Source organism: Nitrincola alkalilacustris, from assembly GCF_008973755.1.
In the GTDB taxonomy this organism is placed as follows: Bacteria; Pseudomonadota; Gammaproteobacteria; order Pseudomonadales; family Balneatricaceae; genus Nitrincola; species Nitrincola alkalilacustris.
In genome coordinates this window covers 160,813-179,562 of the sequence record NZ_WBOM01000007.1, presented here as the reverse complement: position 1 = coordinate 179,562, position 18,750 = coordinate 160,813, and the positions used below count along the sequence as shown (strand labels likewise).

Annotated in this window: 15 protein-coding genes; 7 read left to right on the top strand and 8 right to left on the bottom strand. The window is 56.1% G+C overall.

Annotation, left to right across the window (positions count from 1 at the left end):
* Positions 1–100: 100 nt before the first annotated feature.
* The 6 genes from F7R27_RS14075 to F7R27_RS14050 all read right to left on the bottom strand — a co-directional run bounded on the left by F7R27_RS14075 (position 101) and on the right by F7R27_RS14050 (position 6,524).
* Entirely contained in the window at positions 101–925 is an 825-nt protein-coding gene (locus tag F7R27_RS14075) for an ABC transporter permease subunit (protein ID WP_151704901.1), read from the bottom strand.
* A gap of 1 nt (position 926) precedes the next feature.
* Positions 927–1,841: an ABC transporter permease subunit gene (locus tag F7R27_RS14070; protein ID WP_151704900.1), complete on the bottom strand. Its 915-nt coding sequence runs from the start codon at positions 1,839–1,841 to the stop codon at positions 927–929.
* A gap of 16 nt (positions 1,842–1,857) precedes the next feature.
* Complete coding sequence (potA, locus tag F7R27_RS14065; RefSeq protein WP_151704899.1) at positions 1,858–2,997, bottom strand: polyamine ABC transporter ATP-binding protein; 1,140 nt, start codon at positions 2,995–2,997, stop codon at positions 1,858–1,860.
* 121 nt (positions 2,998–3,118) lie between these two features.
* Entirely contained in the window at positions 3,119–4,222 is a 1,104-nt protein-coding gene (locus tag F7R27_RS14060; RefSeq protein ID WP_151704898.1) for a polyamine ABC transporter substrate-binding protein, read from the bottom strand.
* A 113-nt stretch (positions 4,223–4,335) separates the two neighbouring features.
* Positions 4,336–5,682: a glutamine synthetase family protein gene (locus F7R27_RS14055; protein WP_151704897.1), complete on the bottom strand. Its 1,347-nt coding sequence runs from the start codon at positions 5,680–5,682 to the stop codon at positions 4,336–4,338.
* Positions 5,683–5,714: 32 nt separating this feature from the next.
* Positions 5,715–6,524, bottom strand: a complete 810-nt coding sequence (locus F7R27_RS14050) for a gamma-glutamyl-gamma-aminobutyrate hydrolase family protein (protein ID WP_206060521.1) — start codon at positions 6,522–6,524, stop codon at positions 5,715–5,717.
* A gap of 259 nt (positions 6,525–6,783) precedes the next feature.
* On the opposite strand from F7R27_RS14050, the gene F7R27_RS14045 reads away from it, so the two are divergent.
* Positions 6,784–8,148, top strand: coding sequence for a glutamine synthetase family protein (locus F7R27_RS14045; protein ID WP_151704896.1), 1,365 nt, complete (start codon positions 6,784–6,786; stop codon positions 8,146–8,148).
* Between the two features lie 20 nt (positions 8,149–8,168).
* The gene (locus F7R27_RS14040; protein ID WP_151704895.1) at positions 8,169–9,467 is read left to right on the top strand and encodes an NAD(P)/FAD-dependent oxidoreductase; all 1,299 of its coding nucleotides are present in this window, start codon (positions 8,169–8,171) and stop codon (positions 9,465–9,467) included.
* 14 nt (positions 9,468–9,481) lie between these two features.
* On the opposite strand, the gene F7R27_RS14035 is transcribed toward F7R27_RS14040, so the two are convergent.
* Positions 9,482–10,219, bottom strand: a complete 738-nt coding sequence (locus F7R27_RS14035) for a substrate-binding periplasmic protein (RefSeq protein WP_151704894.1) — start codon at positions 10,217–10,219, stop codon at positions 9,482–9,484.
* Between the two features lie 231 nt (positions 10,220–10,450).
* Here F7R27_RS14035 and hutC point away from each other — a divergent pair, with 231 nt between their 5' ends.
* The gene (hutC, locus tag F7R27_RS14030) at positions 10,451–11,182 is read left to right on the top strand and encodes a histidine utilization repressor (protein ID WP_151704893.1); all 732 of its coding nucleotides are present in this window, start codon (positions 10,451–10,453) and stop codon (positions 11,180–11,182) included.
* A gap of 33 nt (positions 11,183–11,215) precedes the next feature.
* Here the strand turns inward: hutC and F7R27_RS14025 are convergent, their stop codons facing one another.
* Positions 11,216–12,553 carry a YjiH family protein gene (locus tag F7R27_RS14025; protein ID WP_151704892.1) on the bottom strand — a complete coding sequence of 446 codons (1,338 nt, stop codon included), beginning with the start codon at positions 12,551–12,553 and terminating at the stop codon, positions 11,216–11,218.
* A gap of 318 nt (positions 12,554–12,871) precedes the next feature.
* Between F7R27_RS14025 and hutI the strand changes: the two genes are divergently transcribed.
* The 4 genes from hutI to hutH all read left to right on the top strand — a co-directional run bounded on the left by hutI (position 12,872) and on the right by hutH (position 18,456).
* The gene (gene hutI, locus F7R27_RS14020) at positions 12,872–14,083 is read left to right on the top strand and encodes an imidazolonepropionase (protein WP_151704891.1); all 1,212 of its coding nucleotides are present in this window, start codon (positions 12,872–12,874) and stop codon (positions 14,081–14,083) included.
* On the top strand, positions 14,083–15,114 hold the full coding sequence (gene hutG, locus F7R27_RS14015) for a formimidoylglutamase (RefSeq protein WP_206060520.1): 1,032 nt from the start codon (positions 14,083–14,085) through the stop codon (positions 15,112–15,114). Before hutI ends, hutG begins: the two co-directional genes overlap by 1 nt.
* A gap of 100 nt (positions 15,115–15,214) precedes the next feature.
* Entirely contained in the window at positions 15,215–16,921 is a 1,707-nt protein-coding gene (gene hutU, locus F7R27_RS14010; RefSeq protein WP_151704890.1) for a urocanate hydratase, read from the top strand.
* Positions 16,918–18,456, top strand: a complete 1,539-nt coding sequence (gene hutH / locus F7R27_RS14005) for a histidine ammonia-lyase (protein WP_151704889.1) — start codon at positions 16,918–16,920, stop codon at positions 18,454–18,456. The genes hutU and hutH overlap by 4 nt, the downstream gene beginning before the upstream one ends.
* The last annotated feature ends 294 nt before the right edge of the window (positions 18,457–18,750 follow it).

Below are 18,750 nucleotides of genomic sequence, written 5' to 3'. Positions count from 1 at the left end.
GAATCGGCACAGCCAGTCTTGCAGTATCCTATGCCTTTCTTTACTTTTCCTCTGATTGTCGGCTGCTGACAGGTCTTAATGACCGATCATGACAGCCAAGTCACTCCAGATCCGGCAACTGGCGTCTGCGTTTCTCTTCCGAACGCCGCATCAGATACCAGGCGATGAAAGCCGCCAGAGAGACCGCCAGTATGATCAGGGTCGCCAGCGCATTGATCTTGGGCGACACCCCCAGCCTGACGGACGAGAACACCAGCATGGGCAAGGTGGTCGCCCCCGGGCCCGATACGAAGCTGGCGATAACCAGATCATCCAGCGACAGAGTGAAGGCCAGTAACCAGCCGGACACCAGTGCCGGTGCAATCATCGGCAGAGTGATCAGGAAGAAGGTCTTGAAAGGCGTGGCACCCAGATCCATCGCCGCTTCCTCGATCGACAGATCCACTTCACGCAACCTCGATGAGACCACCACGGCAACATAGGCGCTGCAGAAGGTGGTATGCGCTATCCAGATGGTCGCTATGCCACGATCGGCCGGCCAGCCGATGATCTGTGCCATATGCACGAACAGCAACAGAAGCGACAGACCGGTGATCACCTCGGGCATTACCAGCGGCGCCGTGATCATGCTGGACAACGCTGTACGCCCACGGAACCGCCGGAACCGTGTCATCACAAATGCCGCCAGAGTACCGATACAGACCGCCATGCTTGCAGAGTAGAAGGCGATCTTGAGACTGGTCCAGATAGCCGACAACAGCTGCTGATCGCGGAACAACTCGAAATACCAGCGCGTCGAGAAACCGGCCCAGACCGTAACCAGACGCGAGGCATTGAAGGAGTAGAACACCAGAATGAACATGGGCACATAGAGAAACAGCAGCCCCAGCACCAGCATCACGGTAGAGAAATGTGGTTTTTTCATATTATTCACTCTTCTCCAGTTCACGCGACTGATAACGATGGAACAGGGTGATCGGAATGATCAGAATCCCGAGCATCACGATCGCCAGTGCCGATGCGACAGGCCAGTCACGATTGTTGAAGAACTCCTCCCACAGCACCTTACCGATCATCAGGGTATCCGGCCCACCCAGCAGTTCGGGTATCACGAATTCACCCACTGCTGGAATAAACACCAGCATGGAGCCTGCAATCACCCCACCCTTGGACAGCGGCAGAGTCACCTTCCAGAAGGTGTTGATTGAACGCGAACCCAGATCGGACGCTGCTTCCAGCAGACTTCTATCCAGTTTCACCAGGTTGGCATAGAGTGGCAGTATCATGAAGGGCAGATAGGCATAAACGATGCCGATTATCACCGCTATATTGGTGTTCATGATTCTGAGCGGCTCTTTGATCACCCCCAGCCAGAGCAGAAAGTTATTCAGCAACCCCTGATTACTCAGTATCCCCATCCAGGCATAAACCCTGATCAGGAAGGAGGTCCAGGAGGGCAACATCACCAGCAACAGCAGCACTACCTGTGTCTGTACCGGCATACGGGCGATGGCATAGGCCATGGGATAGCCGATCAGCAGACACACCAGGGTCGAGATGAAGGCGATCTTCAGTGAGCCCCAGTAAGCCGATACATAGAGTGAGTCGGTTGCCAGAAACAGGAAGTTGCCGAAGTTCATCACCAGCGTCAGCGTATCACTGGCGTACTGAATCACCGGTTGATAGGGCGGGATGGATATTGCCGCAGATGAAAAACTGATCTTCAGCACCAGCGCGAAAGGCAGCAGGAAAAAGAGCAGCAACCAGACAAAGGGAATGGCAAATACCAGCGTTCGCCCCTTCGGTACGAGCTTAGTGAGTTTATGTGCCAGTTTACTCATCAGAGACCGTCCCTTTTTATTGCCAGAGTACAACTGGACTGGTTGATTCCCAACTGATGAACACCTTGTCTTCCCAGGTGGGCCGATCTCCGCGGCGCGCAATATTCGCCATGCTGGCCTGCACGACCATGCCACTGTCGAGCCGCACATAGTAAACAGAGACGCCGCCAAGATAGGCGATATCATGCACGACACCGGATGACCAGTTATGTGGCTCCTTCGGCTGATGGCGCGTGATCATGGTTTTTTCAGGTCGGATTGCGAGCCACACCTCACGATCCTGCGCAGCCGTACTGATGCCGTGACTGATATAGACCGGTGTGCTGAGCTCATCACTCATCAGTGTGCAGCTGTCGGCCTCATCCTCGGTGATCCGCGCCTCAAACACATTCACCGATCCTATGAATTCTGCAATCATGCGGCTGTTCGGGCTTTCATAGATATCCATGGGCGAACCGACCTGCGCAATCCAGCCATCAGACATGATCGCGATACGCCCTGCCATGGTCATCGCCTCTTCCTGATCATGCGTGACCAGCACACAGGTAACGCCGACCTTTTCCAGAATATCGACCACCTCCAGCTGCATCTGTGTCTTCAGCTTCTTGTCCAGCGCCCCCATCGGCTCATCCAGCAACAGCAGTTTGGGACGTTTGGCCAGAGAACGAGCCAGTGCCACACGCTGACGCTGACCACCGGACAACTGCATGGGTTTACGCTTGGCAAACTTTTCCATCTTGACCAGCCTGAGCATTTCCGCGACACGCTCACTGATCTCACCTTTGCTCATGCGATCCTGTTTCAGGCCGAAAGCGATGTTCTGCTCCACCGTCATATGCGGAAACAGAGCATAGGACTGAAACATCATATTGATCGGGCGCTCGTAGGGAGGCAGGTCGGTGATATCCTTGCCATCCAGCAGAATACGGCCCTGAGTGGGTTTTTCGAAGCCTGCCAGCATCCTGAGCAGTGTCGACTTGCCCGAACCGGAACCGCCGAGCAGCGCAAAGATCTCACCGCGCGGGATATCCAGGCTGACATTATCGACCGCCAGCGTTTCATCAAACTGCTTGCTGACACCCTCGATTCTCAACAGCACTTCAGCAGTTGCTGCCTTGGCCGTTGGCTTTTTAATCTCACTAACTGCTTCTGCCATCAGCAAAAACTCCCGTCATGGAGACACCGACTTGAACATCTCGACATGAACACACGACATGAAAAAAAGGTAACCCGACCCGGCCGACAACCCATGGTTGCCGCCGGGCCCTTATGGCTAATCAACGTCCGGATTTGACTCGGTTCCAGGTACGTGTAATCACGCGCTGGGTGTCCAGAGGACGCTCCTTGGCGATATACAGCTTGGCGATCACTTCCTCAGTCGGATAGATAGAGGGATCAGACAGCACGCCCGGATCAACCAGTGAGTCAGCTGCACTGTTGGGGTTGGCGTACATCACATAGTTGGTGATATCGGCGATGATCTCCGGCTGCAGCAGGAAGTTGATCAGCTTATGCGCATTTTCCTTATTCGGTGCATCATTCGGGATCGCCAGCATATCAAACCACAGTGCAGCACCCTCTTTTGGAATGGTGTAGATGATCACATTGCCGTTTTCTGCCTCTTCCGCACGATCAGCCGCCTGGAAGACATCACCGGAATAACCGGCACCGACACAGATATCTCCATTGGCCAGATCAGAGATATAGCGTGAGGAGTGGAAGTAGGTAATATGTGGTCTGACTGCTGTGATCACCTCTGCTGCCTTGGCAAAGTCATCGGCCTCGTTGCTGTTCGGGTCCAGTCCCAGATAAGCCATCGCCGCCGGCAGCATCTCATCGCCGGAATCAAGCATGGAGATACCGCAACCTGCAGCGGCCAGCTTGGCAGTGATCTCCGGGTCGAACATCAGTGCCCAGGAATCGACTGGTGCATCATCGCCCAGAATTTCCAGCACCCGCCCCTCATTATAACCAAAGCCATTGGTACCCCACAGATAAGGTACTGAATACTGGCTACCTGGATCGACAGATACCAGCTGCGCCATCAGGTCCGGATCCAGGTTGACCATATTCGGCAACAAGGCGTGATCCAGCTTGGCAAAAGCGCCAGCACTGATCTGCTTGGTCAGATAGTGATTGGATGGCACCACCAGATCATAGCCTGAGCGACCCGACAGCAGGGCTGCTTCCAGCACCTCATTGCTGTCAAACACATCGTAGGTGACACGAATACCGGTTGCGGCAGTGAATTTCTCCAGTGTGTCCTCGGCAATGTAGTCAGACCAGTTGTACATCCTGACTTCGTTGGCATGAGCAGCTCCGGCACCCAGTGCCAGTGCCATGGAGGTGGTCAGTAAAGCCTTCTTGAAATGTCGGATCATATTGCTACCTCTCAGCATAAGGGTCAAAAACGGCGGGGCATTTTCAACATTTTTTGTTGTTTTTAAAATAGCCGGAATACAAAAAAAGGAAAGGTCGCCCTTTCCTTTCATACCTATACCGACAGCAGGAGGAATTCACGCTCCCAAGAGCTGATCACCTGCTTGAAATTCTCATTTTCCACTCGTTTCACGGCGATAAAGCCCTGCACGAACTTGCTGCCCAGGTACTCTTCCAGCACCTTGCAGTTTTCCATCCTCTCCAGCGCACTCTCCAGAGTGAAAGGCAGACGCAGATTACGACGCTGATAAGCACGCCCCTGCACCGGAGCCGATGGGTTGATCTGCTGTGTCATGCCGATATAACCACACAACAGGCTGGCGGCTATCGCAATATAGGCGTTGGCATCCGCGCCCGGCAGACGGTTCTCGATACGGCGGTTCTGCGGATCGGAATCCGGTACGCGCAGACCGCAGGTACGGTTCTCCAGGCCCCACTCCACATTCACCGGCGCCGAGGTATCGGGCAGGAAACGGCGGAAAGAGTTCACATTCGGCGCCATCAGTGGCAGCACTTCCGGAATATACTTCTGCAGGCCACCAATGTGGTGCAGGAAGAGCTGGCTCATGGTGCCATCAGCATTGGAGAAAATAGTCTTGCCGGTCTTTTTGTCGACAACACTCTGATGCAGATGCATTGCACTGCCCGGTTCATTGGTGATCGGCTTGGCCATGAAGGTCGCAGCGACATCATGCTTCAGGGCCGCTTCGCGCAATGTGCGCTTGAATACAAAGACCTGGTCAGCCAGCTCCAGTGGATCACCATGACGGAAGTTGATCTCCATCTGGGCTGTGCCTTCCTCATGGATCAGGGTATCGATATCCAGACCCTGCAGCTCGCACCAGTCGTACATATCCTCAAACAGCGGATCAAACTCGTTGGCGGCATCAATGGAAAAAGACTGACGGCCTGTTTCCTGCAGCCCTGAACGGCCGATCGGCGGTTGCAGAGGTAGATCGGGATCAGCGCAACGCTTGGTCAGATAGAACTCCATCTCCGGCGATACGATCGGCTTCCAGCCCTTGTCATCATAAAGCTTGAGTACCCGCTTCAACACATTACGTGCCGAGAGTTCGATAGGGTTACCCATCTTGTCATAGCACTCATGGATGATCTGTGCCGTCGGCTCCAGCGCCCAGGGAATCAGGAAAATAGCGGAGGGGTCCGGGTGGCAGATCATGTCGATATCGGCCGGATCAAGCAGGGAGTAGTAGATATCATCTTCAACATAATCGCCGGTAACGGTCTGCAGCAGTATGCTTTCGGGCAGGCGCATCCCTTTCTCGGCGATGAATTTGGACACAGGGCTTATCTTGCCCCGGGCTATACCGGTGATGTCACTGACAACACACTCGATTTCAGTGATCTTGTTCTCGGTCAACCAACTCTCAAGATCTTTCATAATCAACTCACAGGGTAATTATTGTAACATTATCATAGACTAACGCAGCGCTGCTGACGACGGGCGCGACACGCTTCGCCAAAGGCGGCCAGTATGGCACGATAAAAAGGAAAGTCATCCACGCCTTCGCCCGGGTGCCATTGCCACTCCGGGTGCCATTGAACCGCCAGGGCGAAGGCACTGGCCTCAGTTACGGAAAAGGCCTCCACCAGCCCATCAGGCGCCCTGGCTTCGACCCGCAGGCCCGGCGCCAGTTGATCGACACCCTGCGTATGGATTGAGTTGACCCCGGCATCCGCTTCCGGCCAGATAGTGGAAAGCAGGCCTCCCGGCGCTATCTCAACTCGATGTGCCAGATGGCCATACTGGCGCGCGATCGGGTCATCCTTGTTCTCACGGTGTTCAATATAATGACCAACCTCATGCAGTTTCTGGTGAAGGCTTCCACCCAGAGCAACGTTCATCTCCTGGAAGCCGCGACAGATACCCAGCAAAGGCACTCCGGCATCCAGCGCCGCCCGGATCAGCGGCAGGTTGGTGGCATCACGTTTGGGGTCATGAGCGGTACCCGGATCGCTGGGAGAACCGGCATAATGGTGAGGCTCAATATTCGACGGTGAGCCGGTCAGCAGTAAGCCGTCGATGTTCGCCAGCAACTGCTCGATCGGCAGATCATCGCCCAGTGCAGGGATCACCCAGGGCAACCCGCCTGCGCCCTGAAGAACGGATCTGACATATTTTTCACCGACTATGAAGAAAGGGTGCTGACCTGGTAACTGCTGACTGCAGGCATTAACGCCGATGATCGGGCGTTGTGGCTGAGCAGCCATCTGACTGTTCATGGTTAATAACTCTGTTAATAGGTGGAAGGTATATAACGTCTCGGCAAACTCAAGAGACATGCCATCAATTTTTAGCCTGCCACACAGGACATGGCAAGCTTTTATTTTCCATCTCTGTTATGGAATACTTAACATTCAGTTGTAAACTGTTCAAACATAAAGCAGGCTGACACACCCTATGATGTAATCTCAGCCTTATTGACAGCTAACGAGTAATAGAATCTACTCATCCTGATATAAACAACGAAAAGGTTACCCTATGAGCTCTGGTTTATCACAAGCAGAGGCTTTCCTTCGCGAACACCCCGAACTTCAGTTTGTTGATCTGTTGATCGCCGATATGAACGGTATCGTACGTGGCAAGCGCGTCGATCCCTCCGCTCTCACCAAGGTATTTGAAAAGGGCATAGCCCTGCCGGCCTCCATCTTTGCCCTTAATATTCAGGGCACTACGGTAGAGGAGACAGGACTGGGTCTGGATATCGGTGAGGCAGACCGCATCTGCATGCCCGTACCCGATACGCTGTCCATGGAACCCTGGCAGAAACGGCCTACCGCCCAACTGCTGATGACCATGTTCGAGCTGGACCGAGAGACGCCCTTCTTTGCCGACCCACGCGTGGTATTGCAGCGTGTGATCAGTCGCTTCGATGAGCTGGGGCTGACGCCTGTCACCGCTTTTGAGCTGGAGTTTTACCTGATCGATCAGGAGAACCTCAGCGGCCGACCACAACCGCCGAAATCACCCATTTCAGGCAAGCGTCCGGCAAGCGTGCAGGTCTACTCGATTGATGATCTGGATGAATATGCCGAGTTTCTGGCTGATGTGCTCGATGCCGCGCATGAGCAGTCCCTGCCGGCCGATGCACTGGTGGCAGAATCGGCACCGGGCCAGTTCGAGGTCAACCTGCACCATGTCGACAACCCGATGTACTCCTGTGATCACGCCACACTGCTCAAGCGCCTGATCAAGAACATGGCCTATGACCATGAGATGGACACCACCTTCATGGCCAAGCCCTATCACGACCAGTCAGGTAGCGGTATGCACCTGCATATCAGTCTGGTGGATGAAAAGGGTCACAATATCTTTGCCGGTGATCCCGAACAGCCGAATGATATGCTGCGCTGGGCAGTCGGCGGCCTGCTGGCCACGATGAATGACGCGATGGCCCTGCTGTGCCCGAACATCAACTCCTACCGCCGTTTCAGCCCGGACTTTTACGTATCCAGCGCACCCACCTGGGGACTGGATAACCGTACCACTGCGCTGCGCATCCCGGGTGGCGACCCGGAAGCGGTCCGTATCGAGCATCGCGTGGCAGGTGCCGATGCCAACCCCTATCTGCTGATGGCCGCTCTGCTTGCCGGTATCCATTATGGCATCACGCATAAGATTGAGCCGCCTCCCATTACTGAGGGCAATGCGCATGAGCAGCATGAGCCATCGCTGGTCAATAACCTGCGCGATGCCTTGCGTAATCTGGAAAGCTCTGAAGTCATGCGTGAATATCTGGGCGAGAACTTTCTGAATATCTTCGTCGCCTGTAAGGAGAATGAGTTACATGAGTTTGAGCATACCATCTCCGATCTGGAGTACCTCTGGTACCTGCACACGGTTTAACTGACAAGCACAGAGTCTTTATGTCACCTTCAAACAACCGGCATGCCCCCTCCTGGTATGCCGCCACCTGCAACAGCGCCCTTGAGTTTCCTGAACTGAAGGGTGAGCACCAGGCCGATATCTGTGTACTGGGCGGCGGATTCACCGGCGTCAACACCGCCATCGAGCTGTCGCAACGCGGCTACTCCGTTATTCTGCTGGAAGCCAACCGGATCGGCTGGGGGGCATCCGGCAGAAACGGTGGCGAGCTGATCCGCGGTATCGGTCATGGTCTGGACCAGTTTCGCCATCAGATCGGTGACGAAGGTGTCCACCAACTGAAGCTGATGGGCATTGAAGCGCTTGAGATCGTCAAGCAGCGGATTGCCGATCATGATATCGCCTGTGACCTCACGCTGGGCTACAGTGATCTGGCTACGCGACCGCGGCATATGAAAGCGCTGGAGGAGGATTTTGAGGAACTGCAATCTCTGCACTATCCGCATGCGCTGAAGTTTGTGGATAAGGCGGGCCTGAAGGAGGAGGTGGTCAACTCTGACTTTTATCTCGGCGGCATGATTGACGAGGGCAGTGGTCATCTGCACCCCCTTAATCTGGTACTGGGTGAAGCGGCAGTTGCCCAGTCACTCGGTGCGCGTCTGTATGAAAACTCAGCTGTCACCCAGGTTATCAAGGGTGATCGGCCTCAGGTAATGACTGCCTCTGGTCGCGTGACCTGTGACCAGTTGGTGATGGCCGCAAATGGATACCTGCCTTCACGCCTTGAGCCCTGGCTGGGTGGCAAGATACTGCCGGCAGGCAGCTATATAGTGGTTACAGAACCGCTGGGTGACGAGGTATGCCGTAATCTGATGCCACGCAATATGGCTGTGGCAGATCTGCGCATCGAGTTGGATTATTATCGTATCACTGCCGACAAGCGCTTACTGTTCGGCGGGCTGTGCACCTACACGGGTAAGGACCCGAAGAATATTGCCTCTGCTCTGCAGCCGAATATCCGCAAGGTGTTTCCGCAACTCGGCGATGTGCGCATCGATTACCAATGGGGCGGCATGCTTGGCATAGGTGCGAACCGACTGCCACAGATAGGCCAGTTGCCGGATTGCCCATCAATCTATTTTGCCCAGGCATATGCCGGACACGGCCTGAATGCAAGCCACCTGGCGGCGAAGGTTGTGGGCGAAGCGATCAGCGGCGAACGTGATCGCTTCAATCTGTTTGCCCGTGTTCCACATATGACCTTTCCGGGCGGCGACAGACTGCGCTCACCACTGCTGGCCACCGGTATGCTCTGGTACAAGTTCAAGGATCTGTTCTGAGAAAAGGTGTGCACCTACTGCCCGGCCAACACCCTGGCCAGCTCGGCATTCAGTTTCGGTACCAGCTCCTGCATGCGGGCAGAGAGAACAAACTGATACTTAAGGGGAGAAGAGTGAACCACCCAGTCTGACAACTCGACTTTATCCGCCAGCTGCGGGTCTTCATTGATCAGCCAGCGCACCACTTCGGCATTCAGCACCGCAACGCGCGGCTCCTCAGTATCCTCTCGAAGCAGGGCTGGCAGGATATCACGCGTAAAGGCAAAATCCACTCGCCTGGCCTGCTCCTGATCAAACAGCTCGTGCAGAGTCGGGTAGTGGTAGCCCAGCCCGACCAGAACCACCATACCCCTGAGATCTTCAACCCTCTTGATCTGTAAACCCGCATCGCGGCGGTAAATCAGAATATCGTCGGCGATCAGAATTGGATCACTCCACAGATAGTTTTCCGGATCGGCAACCCAGTCTGGTGATTTGAAGCGAACATCAATCTCATGCTGTTGCAGCATCAGATCAGCACGCTTGGTCGGCAAGGGTATCAGCAACAGCTCAAGCCCCAGACGCTCGGCAGCGATGCGCAAGGGGTCCACCATCAGACCGGTGATACTGTCACCTTCGATAATCACATAGGGTGGGTAGTCGGCAGCGGGAACATGGAAGCGCAGCGCTTCATCATGATCAGCAACGAGCGGCAGTGGGATCAGCAGCATCCACAGAATGTACAGAAACGATTTTACGGCTGGTTTGAGCATATTAAGGTCTCTTGATGAACCCTGAGTCCAGCGTCATTGGTTACCCTCAGATGAGTTTAGCACAGCTGGCTGACGTCAACTCCCGCAGACAGAATTTACTGCCCTTGCAATGCAGGATGACAAACCCTGCATCAGGCTTTACTCTAGTAGCCTGCCTGACTTGGCACTGATCTACTGCGGGAAAGCCAGACAGGCTCCCAACCAGTGCATTCATGACTTTCTGGACTCGATGTGAACAATCCGAAACCACGCTTTCTGCAGATCAAGCAATATCTGCTTGAGGAGATACACTCCGGTCGTTTTGCCGTGCATCACAAGATCCCGCCGGAGGAGCAGCTGGCCCGAGACTTCGGTGTCAGCCGCATGACCGCCAACAAGGCGATACGCGATCTGGTACAGGAGGGCTATCTGGTGCGACAGCCCGGGCTCGGTACTTTTGTCACCGACCAGAAATCGGAGTCGCCACTGTCCGAGATCAACAACATCGCTGAGGAGGTTCGCAGTCGCGGACACCTCTACAGCAATCGTGTGCTGTTGTGCGAAGAGCTCAATGCCGATGATGAGATAGCCCTGAGGTTGGGTGTTCGGGTCGGCAGCAAGGTGTTTCACAGCATCATCGTGCACCGCGAAAATGACATCGCGATCCAGCTCGAGAACCGCTATGTCAATCCACGCTGGGTGCCAAACTATCTGGACACGGACTTTTCACGCCAGACACCTAACGAAGTGCTGGTAGCCGCCTGCCCGATCACCGACCTTGAGCATGTCGTGGAAGCGATGCTGCCGGATGCACAGTCGGCCTCCTGGCTCGAAACCGAGATCAATCAGCCCTGCCTGAGCATGATCCGGCGCACCTGGTCCGGCGATCACCTGATCAGCTACGCACGCCTGCTGCATCCGGGTAACCGCTACAAGCTTCGCTCCTCCGTCAGGCGCCAGCAAAACCACCGGAATCAGAACTGACGCCGGTGGTCATGATAATGGTGGTTTAAAGACTCAGCCAGCCATCCAGACGGCAAACCAGGCTGCCGGCACTGCCAGAAACAGGCTCAGCGCCACACGGATAAACCAGACAGCCAGGATTCTGGGTACCGACAGGGGGATGCTGGTAGACAGAATGCAGGGAATCGACGCAGAGAAAAACAGGATCGACGATACCGATACGATCGCTGCTGCAAAGCGCGCCACCAGCTCAGCCTCACGCATCAGCAACGCCGGCAGGAACATCTCGGCCAGTCCTGCAGCCGCTGCACGCGACAGCTCCAGCGCCTCAGGCAGGCCCCATACCGCAACAAAGGGATAGAAGATCAACCCCAGCCAGTCGAAGAAGGGGGTGTGATTCGCCACCAGCAGACCGATCAGGCCGACCGACATGATGGAGGGCAGTATGCTGATCGCCATGATCAGACCCTCACGCACATTCAACAACACTCCCTGCGCCAATGAGGGCGCACGTGACGCTGCCTCAAGCCCTGCCTTCCAGGCAGCCGGAATACGCTCACGCGCCGGGATAGTATCGTCAACCCGTTCACACTGATCATCCATACCTCGCAGTGGTGGCAGGCGTACCGTGATAGCCGTGACGATAAAGGTGATCAGCAGCGTCAGCCAGAAGTAGAGGTTCCACATACTCATCAGATCCAGCGTGCGCGCCACCACCAGCATGAAGGTGGCGGAAACGGTCGAGAAACCGGTCGCGATGATGGCGGCCTCCTTGGCGGAGTACTGCCGAGCGGTATAAACGCGGTTGGTGATCAGCAGGCCGATCGAGTAGCTGCCGACAAAGGATGCCACGGCATCGATAGCCGAGCGGCCAGGTGTTCTGAACAGCGGGCGCATGAAGGGCTGACACATCACACCGACAAATTCCAGCAAACCATAACTGATCAGAAGAGCGAGAAATATCGCCCCCAGCGGAACGATCAACCCGACCGACACCACCAGCGTATTGAACAGGAAGGGCAGCATGTTCGGTGCCTGCAATACGGCAGGCCCCCAACCACTGATCGCCAGGATTGCCGCCAGCACACCGAACAGCTTGAGCAGGGTGAAGATCTTCTCTGTCAGGCTCTCTTTCCATTTACCGGTGATCAGCGGATAGAGGGCGCCAGCCACAATCATCGCCAGTGCATACCAGGCCGTGCCCGACCCCAGCAGAGTTCGCAGCCCCGTGACCATATGATCCAGCGGAATCGTGGTTCGACCGTTAATGGTCAGAGGTACGAAAAAGATAAAGATACCCAGCAGGCTGGGAAGCAGCATTTTCATGATCAGCTTCCAGTCTGACCCTGACGCGGGTACAGCAGATTCGGAAAGATGATTCTGATCGGACATGGCGGTTACCTCATGTTTGTTTTTGTTGGGCTAAGGTTTTCAGGTAAAGGCTTCGGATTACAGGCTTCATAAATGTATATACATTAACAGACAAAATCCTGTCAACCTTTCCTGTACAAAAAACACACACAAGCTACAGATGAAGAATTCGGTGAGTCTTAGCATAGATAAGGGATCAGGACTATAATTACGCTTCATGACCACATGACCAAAAGCAATATCACATGTTGAGTGGTCGAATTTTTTTCAGGGCAGGGCTTGACATTGATCCTGAAATTGTTAAATGTATATACAAATACAAACATAACGGAGCACGCCATGATCAACAGACAAGACACCACCCGCCTGTGGCGTGATGCCATCCTGTTTGATGGTCGGCAAACCAGTGACGAGAAGATGGCACTGCTTGTCGTCGGCAATGAGATAGTCCAGCTCTGCCCAATGAGTGAGCTGTCTGATGAACTGATAGAGAATGCAGAAACGACCCATAGTGGCGGGGTGATTACGCCAGGCCTGATCGATTGCCATACCCATCTGATATTCGGTGGCTCACGTGCCGATGAGTTCGAACAGCGACTCGAAGGGGTCAGCTACGAAGAGATCGCCCGTCGTGACGGTGGCATCATCAGCACCGTGCGTGCAACCCGCGCGTCCAGCGAAGAGGAGCTGTACCAGGCCGCACTGCCCCGACTGCAGGCGCTGATCCAGGATGGCGTGACAACTGTTGAGATCAAATCCGGCTATGGCCTGACTCTTAAGGATGAGTTGAAAATGCTGCGCGTAGCCCGCCGTCTGGGCGATGAGCAGCCTGTCAACGTGGTCACAACCCTGCTCGCGGCACATGCGCTGCCGCCCGAGTTCAAGGACAACGCAGACGGCTATATCGATCTGATCTGCAACGAGATCATCCCGGCGGCAGCAGCAGAAAAACTGGCCGATGCGGTGGATGTCTTCTGCGAAGGGATCGGCTTCAGTGTCGCGCAGTGTGAACGCGTCTTTCAGGCAGCTCAGGAGCATGATCTGCGCGTGAAAGCCCATGCCGAGCAGCTCTCCAATCTGGGCGGCTCTGCACTGGCAGCGCGCTATCAGGCGCTTTCGGCGGATCATATCGAATGGCTGGATGAGGACGGCATCAAGGCGATGGCCGCTTCCGGTACCGTTGCCACATTACTTCCCGGCGCTTTTTATACGCTGCGCGATACGCGTGTGCCGCCGATCGATCTGCTGCGCCAATATCAGGTGCCCATGGCGCTTGCCACTGATGGCAACCCTGGCTCGTCGCCAATTTTTCAGCTCAGCCTGATGTTGAATATGGCCTGCACACTGTTTCGCCTGACTCCTACCGAGGCCCTTCAGGGTGTCACCAGCCATGCGGCACGCGCCCTTGGATTGTCTGGACAGGCCGGGACACTAGCCATCGGACGCCAGGCTGACTTCTGCGTCTGGGATATCCACAGCCCGTCTGAACTGGCCTATGCGATTCAGCCAGGCCGCCTCAAGCAACGTATATTTCAAGGGGAGATCAGCTGATGACCGATCAGATCAATTGGCTGGGAGCAGAATCCCAGATGGCAAGCTGGACCGGTCGGGTCGATCCCGAAGCCAACAGTCGGCGCTGGCATCAGCTGATTCAGCCGATCTCTCTCGGCGCTCCTTCCAACAGCTCTCATGACAACTCTCCCGGCATTGCCCTGCTCGGATTTGCCAGCGATGCCGGCGTGCGGCGCAATCAGGGTCGCACCGGAGCTGCCGAAGGCCCTCTTGCACTGCGTCGTGCACTGGCCAGTCTGCCGGTACATCATGATGCACCGCTGTATGAGTGCGGTACCGTGGTCTGCCTGGATGATGCGCTGGAAGCAGCGCAGCAACAGCTGGCTGAAACGGTCGGCAAGCTGCTGGATCAGGGCCACCTGCCGGTGGTACTGGGAGGTGGTCATGAGATCGCGTTCGGTAGCTGGTCCGGGCTGGCCCTGCATCTTGCCAGACAGCCCATGGCACATGCTCCGCGCGTCGGCATCATCAATTTCGATGCCCATTTTGATCTGCGCGACCATAACAGCCAACGCCCGTCTTCCGGCACGCCTTTCAGCCAGATTGCACAACGCAGCCAAGACCTGGGATGGCCGTTCATCTATGCCTGCCTGGGCGTCAGCCGCATGAGCAACACGCCTGCGCTATTTCAGCGTGCCGAATCGCTGCGAGTGATGGTGCGTGAAGATCTGCAGATGACACAGAACGACCTGCCGGACCTGCGTCAGGCACTGCATGACTTTATCAGCAGCTGCGATCTGATCTATCTGACGATCGATATGGATGTATTCCCGGCGGCCACAGCCCCCGGTGTCAGCGCTCCGGCCGCGCGAGGCGTATCGCTTGAAGTGATCGAGCCGCTGCTGATCATGATCCGTAACAGCGGCAAGCTGCGCCTGGTCGATCTCGCCGAGCTCAACCCGGCCTACGATACCGATTCACATACAGCCCGACTGGGTGCCCGTCTGATTCATCAGATCACCCAGGGCTACTCGCTCAACGGACTACAGCACCACTCAAACGCAACCTGAACAGCCAACTATCTGGCATTAGCTATTCTGGCAACAACTGCCTATCCGGCCACAACCCTTGCCGGACAAGACTGAACATAAGAAAGACGAGGATAACGACATGACCGCAACAAGCCCCATCCATACCGGTAACCGCCACGATCCAAGCCGTGTCATCAAAGCGCCCACTGGCAGCGAGCTGAGCTGCAAGAACTGGCTGACAGAAGCGGCCATGCGCATGCTGATGAACAACCTGCACCCGGATGTCGCCGAGCGCCCGGAAGATCTCGTGGTCTATGGTGGTATCGGCCGTGCCGCACGTGACTGGCAGTGTTTTGACAAGATCGTTGAGGTGCTCAAGCGTCTGGAAAACGATGAAACCCTGCTGGTGCAGTCCGGTAAGCCGGTCGGCGTGTTCAAGACCCATCCAGACTCACCACGCGTACTGATCGCCAACTCCAACCTGGTCCCGCACTGGGCCAACTGGGAGCATTTCAACGAGCTGGATCGCAAGGGTCTGATGATGTACGGCCAGATGACGGCCGGTTCCTGGATCTATATCGGCTCACAGGGCATCGTGCAGGGTACCTACGAAACCTTCGTTGAAGCGGGTCGTCAGCACTATGACGGCAGCCTGAAAGGCCGCTGGATTCTGACCGCTGGCTTGGGTGGCATGGGCGGCGCACAGCCTCTGGCCGCCACACTGGCCGGTGCCTGTTCACTGAATATCGAATGCCAGCAGACCAGCATCGATTTCCGCCTGCGTACCCGCTATCTGGACGAGCAGGCCACTGATCTCGACGATGCCCTGGCACGCATCAAGCGTTACACCGAAGAGTGTAAGGCTGTGTCGATCGGTCTGTGCGGTAACGCTGCCGATATCCTGCCGGAGCTGGTCCGCCGCGGTATTCGCCCGGATATGGTGACCGACCAGACCAGCGCACACGATCCGCTGCACGGCTACCTGCCATCCGGCTGGACCTGGGACGAATATGTGGCGCGCGGCAAAACCGAGCCAGAAGTCGTGGTCAAAGCGGCCAAACAGTCCATGGCTGTGCATGTGCAGGCGATGCTGGCGTTCCAGCAGCAGGGCATTCCTACCTTCGACTATGGCAACAACATCCGTCAGATGGCCAAGGAGGAGGGTGTCAGCAATGCCTTCGATTTCCCCGGCTTTGTACCGGCCTATATCCGTCCGCTCTTCTGCCAGGGGATCGGTCCCTTCCGCTGGGCGGCGCTGTCGGGTGATCCGGAAGATATCTACAAGACAGATGCCAAGGTCAAGGAGCTGATCCCCGACAACCCACACCTGCACAACTGGCTGGATATGGCACGTGAGCGCATCAGCTTTCAGGGACTGCCGGCGCGTATCTGCTGGGTCGGTCTGAAGGATCGCGTGCGTCTGGGTCAGGCGTTCAACGAGATGGTGAAGAACGGCGAGCTGAAAGCGCCGGTTGTAATCGGTCGTGACCATCTGGATTCTGGCTCCGTCGCCAGCCCCAACCGTGAAACCGAAAGCATGCGTGATGGCTCCGATGCTGTCTCCGACTGGCCGCTGCTGAACGCCCTGCTGAACACTGCAGGCGGCGCCACCTGGGTTTCGCTGCACCATGGCGGCGGTGTCGGCATGGGCTTCTCACAGCACTCAGGTGTCGTGATCGTGGCTGATGGTACCGATGCTGCTCATGCGCGTCTGGGACGCGTACTGCGCAATGACCCCGGCACAGGAGTGATGCGTCATGCCGACGCGGGTTATGATATCGCGATCGATTGTGCCAGAGAGAATGGACTGGATCTGCCGATGATCGCTACAGGAGAAACAAAATGAGTAAGCTGGTTATCCAACCAGGACAGATGACCCTGGCGCAGCTGCGCCAGGTGTACAGCAGCCCTGTCAGCATTGAAATACCAACGAGCGCCAATACGGCTATCGAGGCATCGGTAAGCTGCGTGAATCAGGTGGTTGCTGAAGATCGCACCGTATACGGCATCAACACGGGCTTTGGCCTGCTGGCACAGACCCGGATCAAGCATGAGGATCTGGAAAGCCTGCAGCGCTCACTGGTGCTGTCACACGCGACCGGTATCGGTGCAGCCATCTCCGATGATCTGGTGCGCCTGATCATGGTGCTCAAGGTCAACAGCCTGGCACGTGGCTTCTCTGGCATTCGCCGTAAGGTGATCGATGCACTGATCACCCTGATCAATGCCGAGATCTACCCCTGCATTCCGGTGAAGGGTTCTGTCGGTGCATCCGGCGACCTGGCGCCGCTCGCACATATGAGCGCCGTACTGCTCGGCGAAGGCAAGGCTCGCTATCGTGGTGAGTGGCTCAGCGCCAGCGAAGCGCTGCTGGTGGCAGGTCTGGAGCCGCTGGCTCTGGCTCCGAAAGAGGGTCTGGCACTGCTGAACGGCACCCAGGTGTCCACCGCCTATGCCCTGCGTGGCCTGTTTGAGGCTGAAGATCTGTACGCCGCAGCAACCGTGTGCGGCTCACTGACCGTCGAAGCCACACTCAGCTCGCGCAGCCCCTTTGATGCCCGTATCCACGCTATCCGTGGACAGCAGGGCCAGATAGATGCCGCTGCAGGCTATCGCCACCTGCTACAGGAGCGCAGCGAGATCAGCGACTCACACAGTCACTGCGACAAGGTACAGGACCCCTACTCACTGCGCTGCCAGCCTCAGGTGATGGGCGCCTGTCTGACGCAGATACGCCAGGCTGCCGAGGTGCTGCTGGTGGAATCCAACGCAGTGTCCGACAACCCACTGGTGTTTGCGGAAGAGGGAGACATCATCTCCGGCGGTAACTTCCATGCCGAACCGGTTGCCATGGCTGCGGATAACCTCGCTCTGGCGATCGCCGAGATAGGCTCGCTGACCGAGCGTCGCATTTCGCTGATGATGGACAAGCACATGTCGCAGTTGCCACCTTTTCTGGTCGAAAATGGCGGGGTCAACTCCGGCTTCATGATCGCGCAGGTCACGGCAGCCGCCCTTGCCAGCGAAAACAAGGCACTCGCGCATCCGCACAGCGTCGACAGTCTGCCCACGTCTGCCAACCAGGAAGACCATGTTTCCATGGCCCCTGCCGCGGGCAAGCGCCTGTGGGAGATGGCCGACAATACGCGCGCCGTGCTGGCGATCGAATGGCTCGCCGCCTGCCAGGGTCTGGACTTCCGCAATGGAATGAAAACCACAGCCCCGCTGGAACAGGCGCGCCAGTGGCTGCGTGAGAAGGTGGACTACTACGATAAGGATCGCTTCTTCGCACCGGATATCCAGGCCGCGATAGAACTGCTGGAAAGCCGCCGCCTCAGCGAGCTGGTGCAAAAGCCGCTGTTGCCGAGCATCAACAGTTGATCCCATGCCGCTGATCCGGAACAGCTGATCAGCGATTACATTCTGTCACGACTGATATCTGCGCATATGCAGATGTCAGTCTGCATATGTCTTCCTACTATCACCCAAGCCAGTCTCCGCTGCCAGCAAGCGCTCCTCCCGCACCCATGTAGTTGGGATTCTGCAGTCACATCAATCATGCATTCAGGACATTCTGCACCATCTTCTTGACGCACTATTTTGTTTTGTATATTTTATACAATATACATTGATTGTATGAAAGATGAATACTCTATCTTGGTTACAACCTTGCGT

What these genes read in the sequence shown, in the direction of transcription:
- F7R27_RS14075 (WP_151704901.1), bottom strand. Translation starts at nt 925, where the DNA reads ATGAAAAAACCACATTTCTCTACCGTGATGCTGGTGCTGGGGCTGCTG.
- F7R27_RS14070 (WP_151704900.1), bottom strand. Translation starts at nt 1,841, where the DNA reads ATGAGTAAACTGGCACATAAACTCACTAAGCTCGTACCGAAGGGGCGA.
- potA (WP_151704899.1), bottom strand. Translation starts at nt 2,997, where the DNA reads ATGGCAGAAGCAGTTAGTGAGATTAAAAAGCCAACGGCCAAGGCAGCA.
- F7R27_RS14060 (WP_151704898.1), bottom strand. Translation starts at nt 4,222, where the DNA reads ATGATCCGACATTTCAAGAAGGCTTTACTGACCACCTCCATGGCACTG.
- F7R27_RS14055 (WP_151704897.1), bottom strand. Translation starts at nt 5,682, where the DNA reads ATGAAAGATCTTGAGAGTTGGTTGACCGAGAACAAGATCACTGAAATC.
- F7R27_RS14050 (WP_206060521.1), bottom strand. Translation starts at nt 6,524, where the DNA reads ATGAACAGTCAGATGGCTGCTCAGCCACAACGCCCGATCATCGGCGTT.
- F7R27_RS14045 (WP_151704896.1), top strand. Translation starts at nt 6,784, where the DNA reads ATGAGCTCTGGTTTATCACAAGCAGAGGCTTTCCTTCGCGAACACCCC.
- F7R27_RS14040 (WP_151704895.1), top strand. Translation starts at nt 8,169, where the DNA reads ATGTCACCTTCAAACAACCGGCATGCCCCCTCCTGGTATGCCGCCACC.
- F7R27_RS14035 (WP_151704894.1), bottom strand. Translation starts at nt 10,219, where the DNA reads ATGCTCAAACCAGCCGTAAAATCGTTTCTGTACATTCTGTGGATGCTG.
- F7R27_RS14025 (WP_151704892.1), bottom strand. Translation starts at nt 12,553, where the DNA reads ATGTCCGATCAGAATCATCTTTCCGAATCTGCTGTACCCGCGTCAGGG.
- hutI (WP_151704891.1), top strand. Translation starts at nt 12,872, where the DNA reads ATGATCAACAGACAAGACACCACCCGCCTGTGGCGTGATGCCATCCTG.
- hutG (WP_206060520.1), top strand. Translation starts at nt 14,083, where the DNA reads ATGACCGATCAGATCAATTGGCTGGGAGCAGAATCCCAGATGGCAAGC.
- hutU (WP_151704890.1), top strand. Translation starts at nt 15,215, where the DNA reads ATGACCGCAACAAGCCCCATCCATACCGGTAACCGCCACGATCCAAGC.
- hutH (WP_151704889.1), top strand. Translation starts at nt 16,918, where the DNA reads ATGAGTAAGCTGGTTATCCAACCAGGACAGATGACCCTGGCGCAGCTG.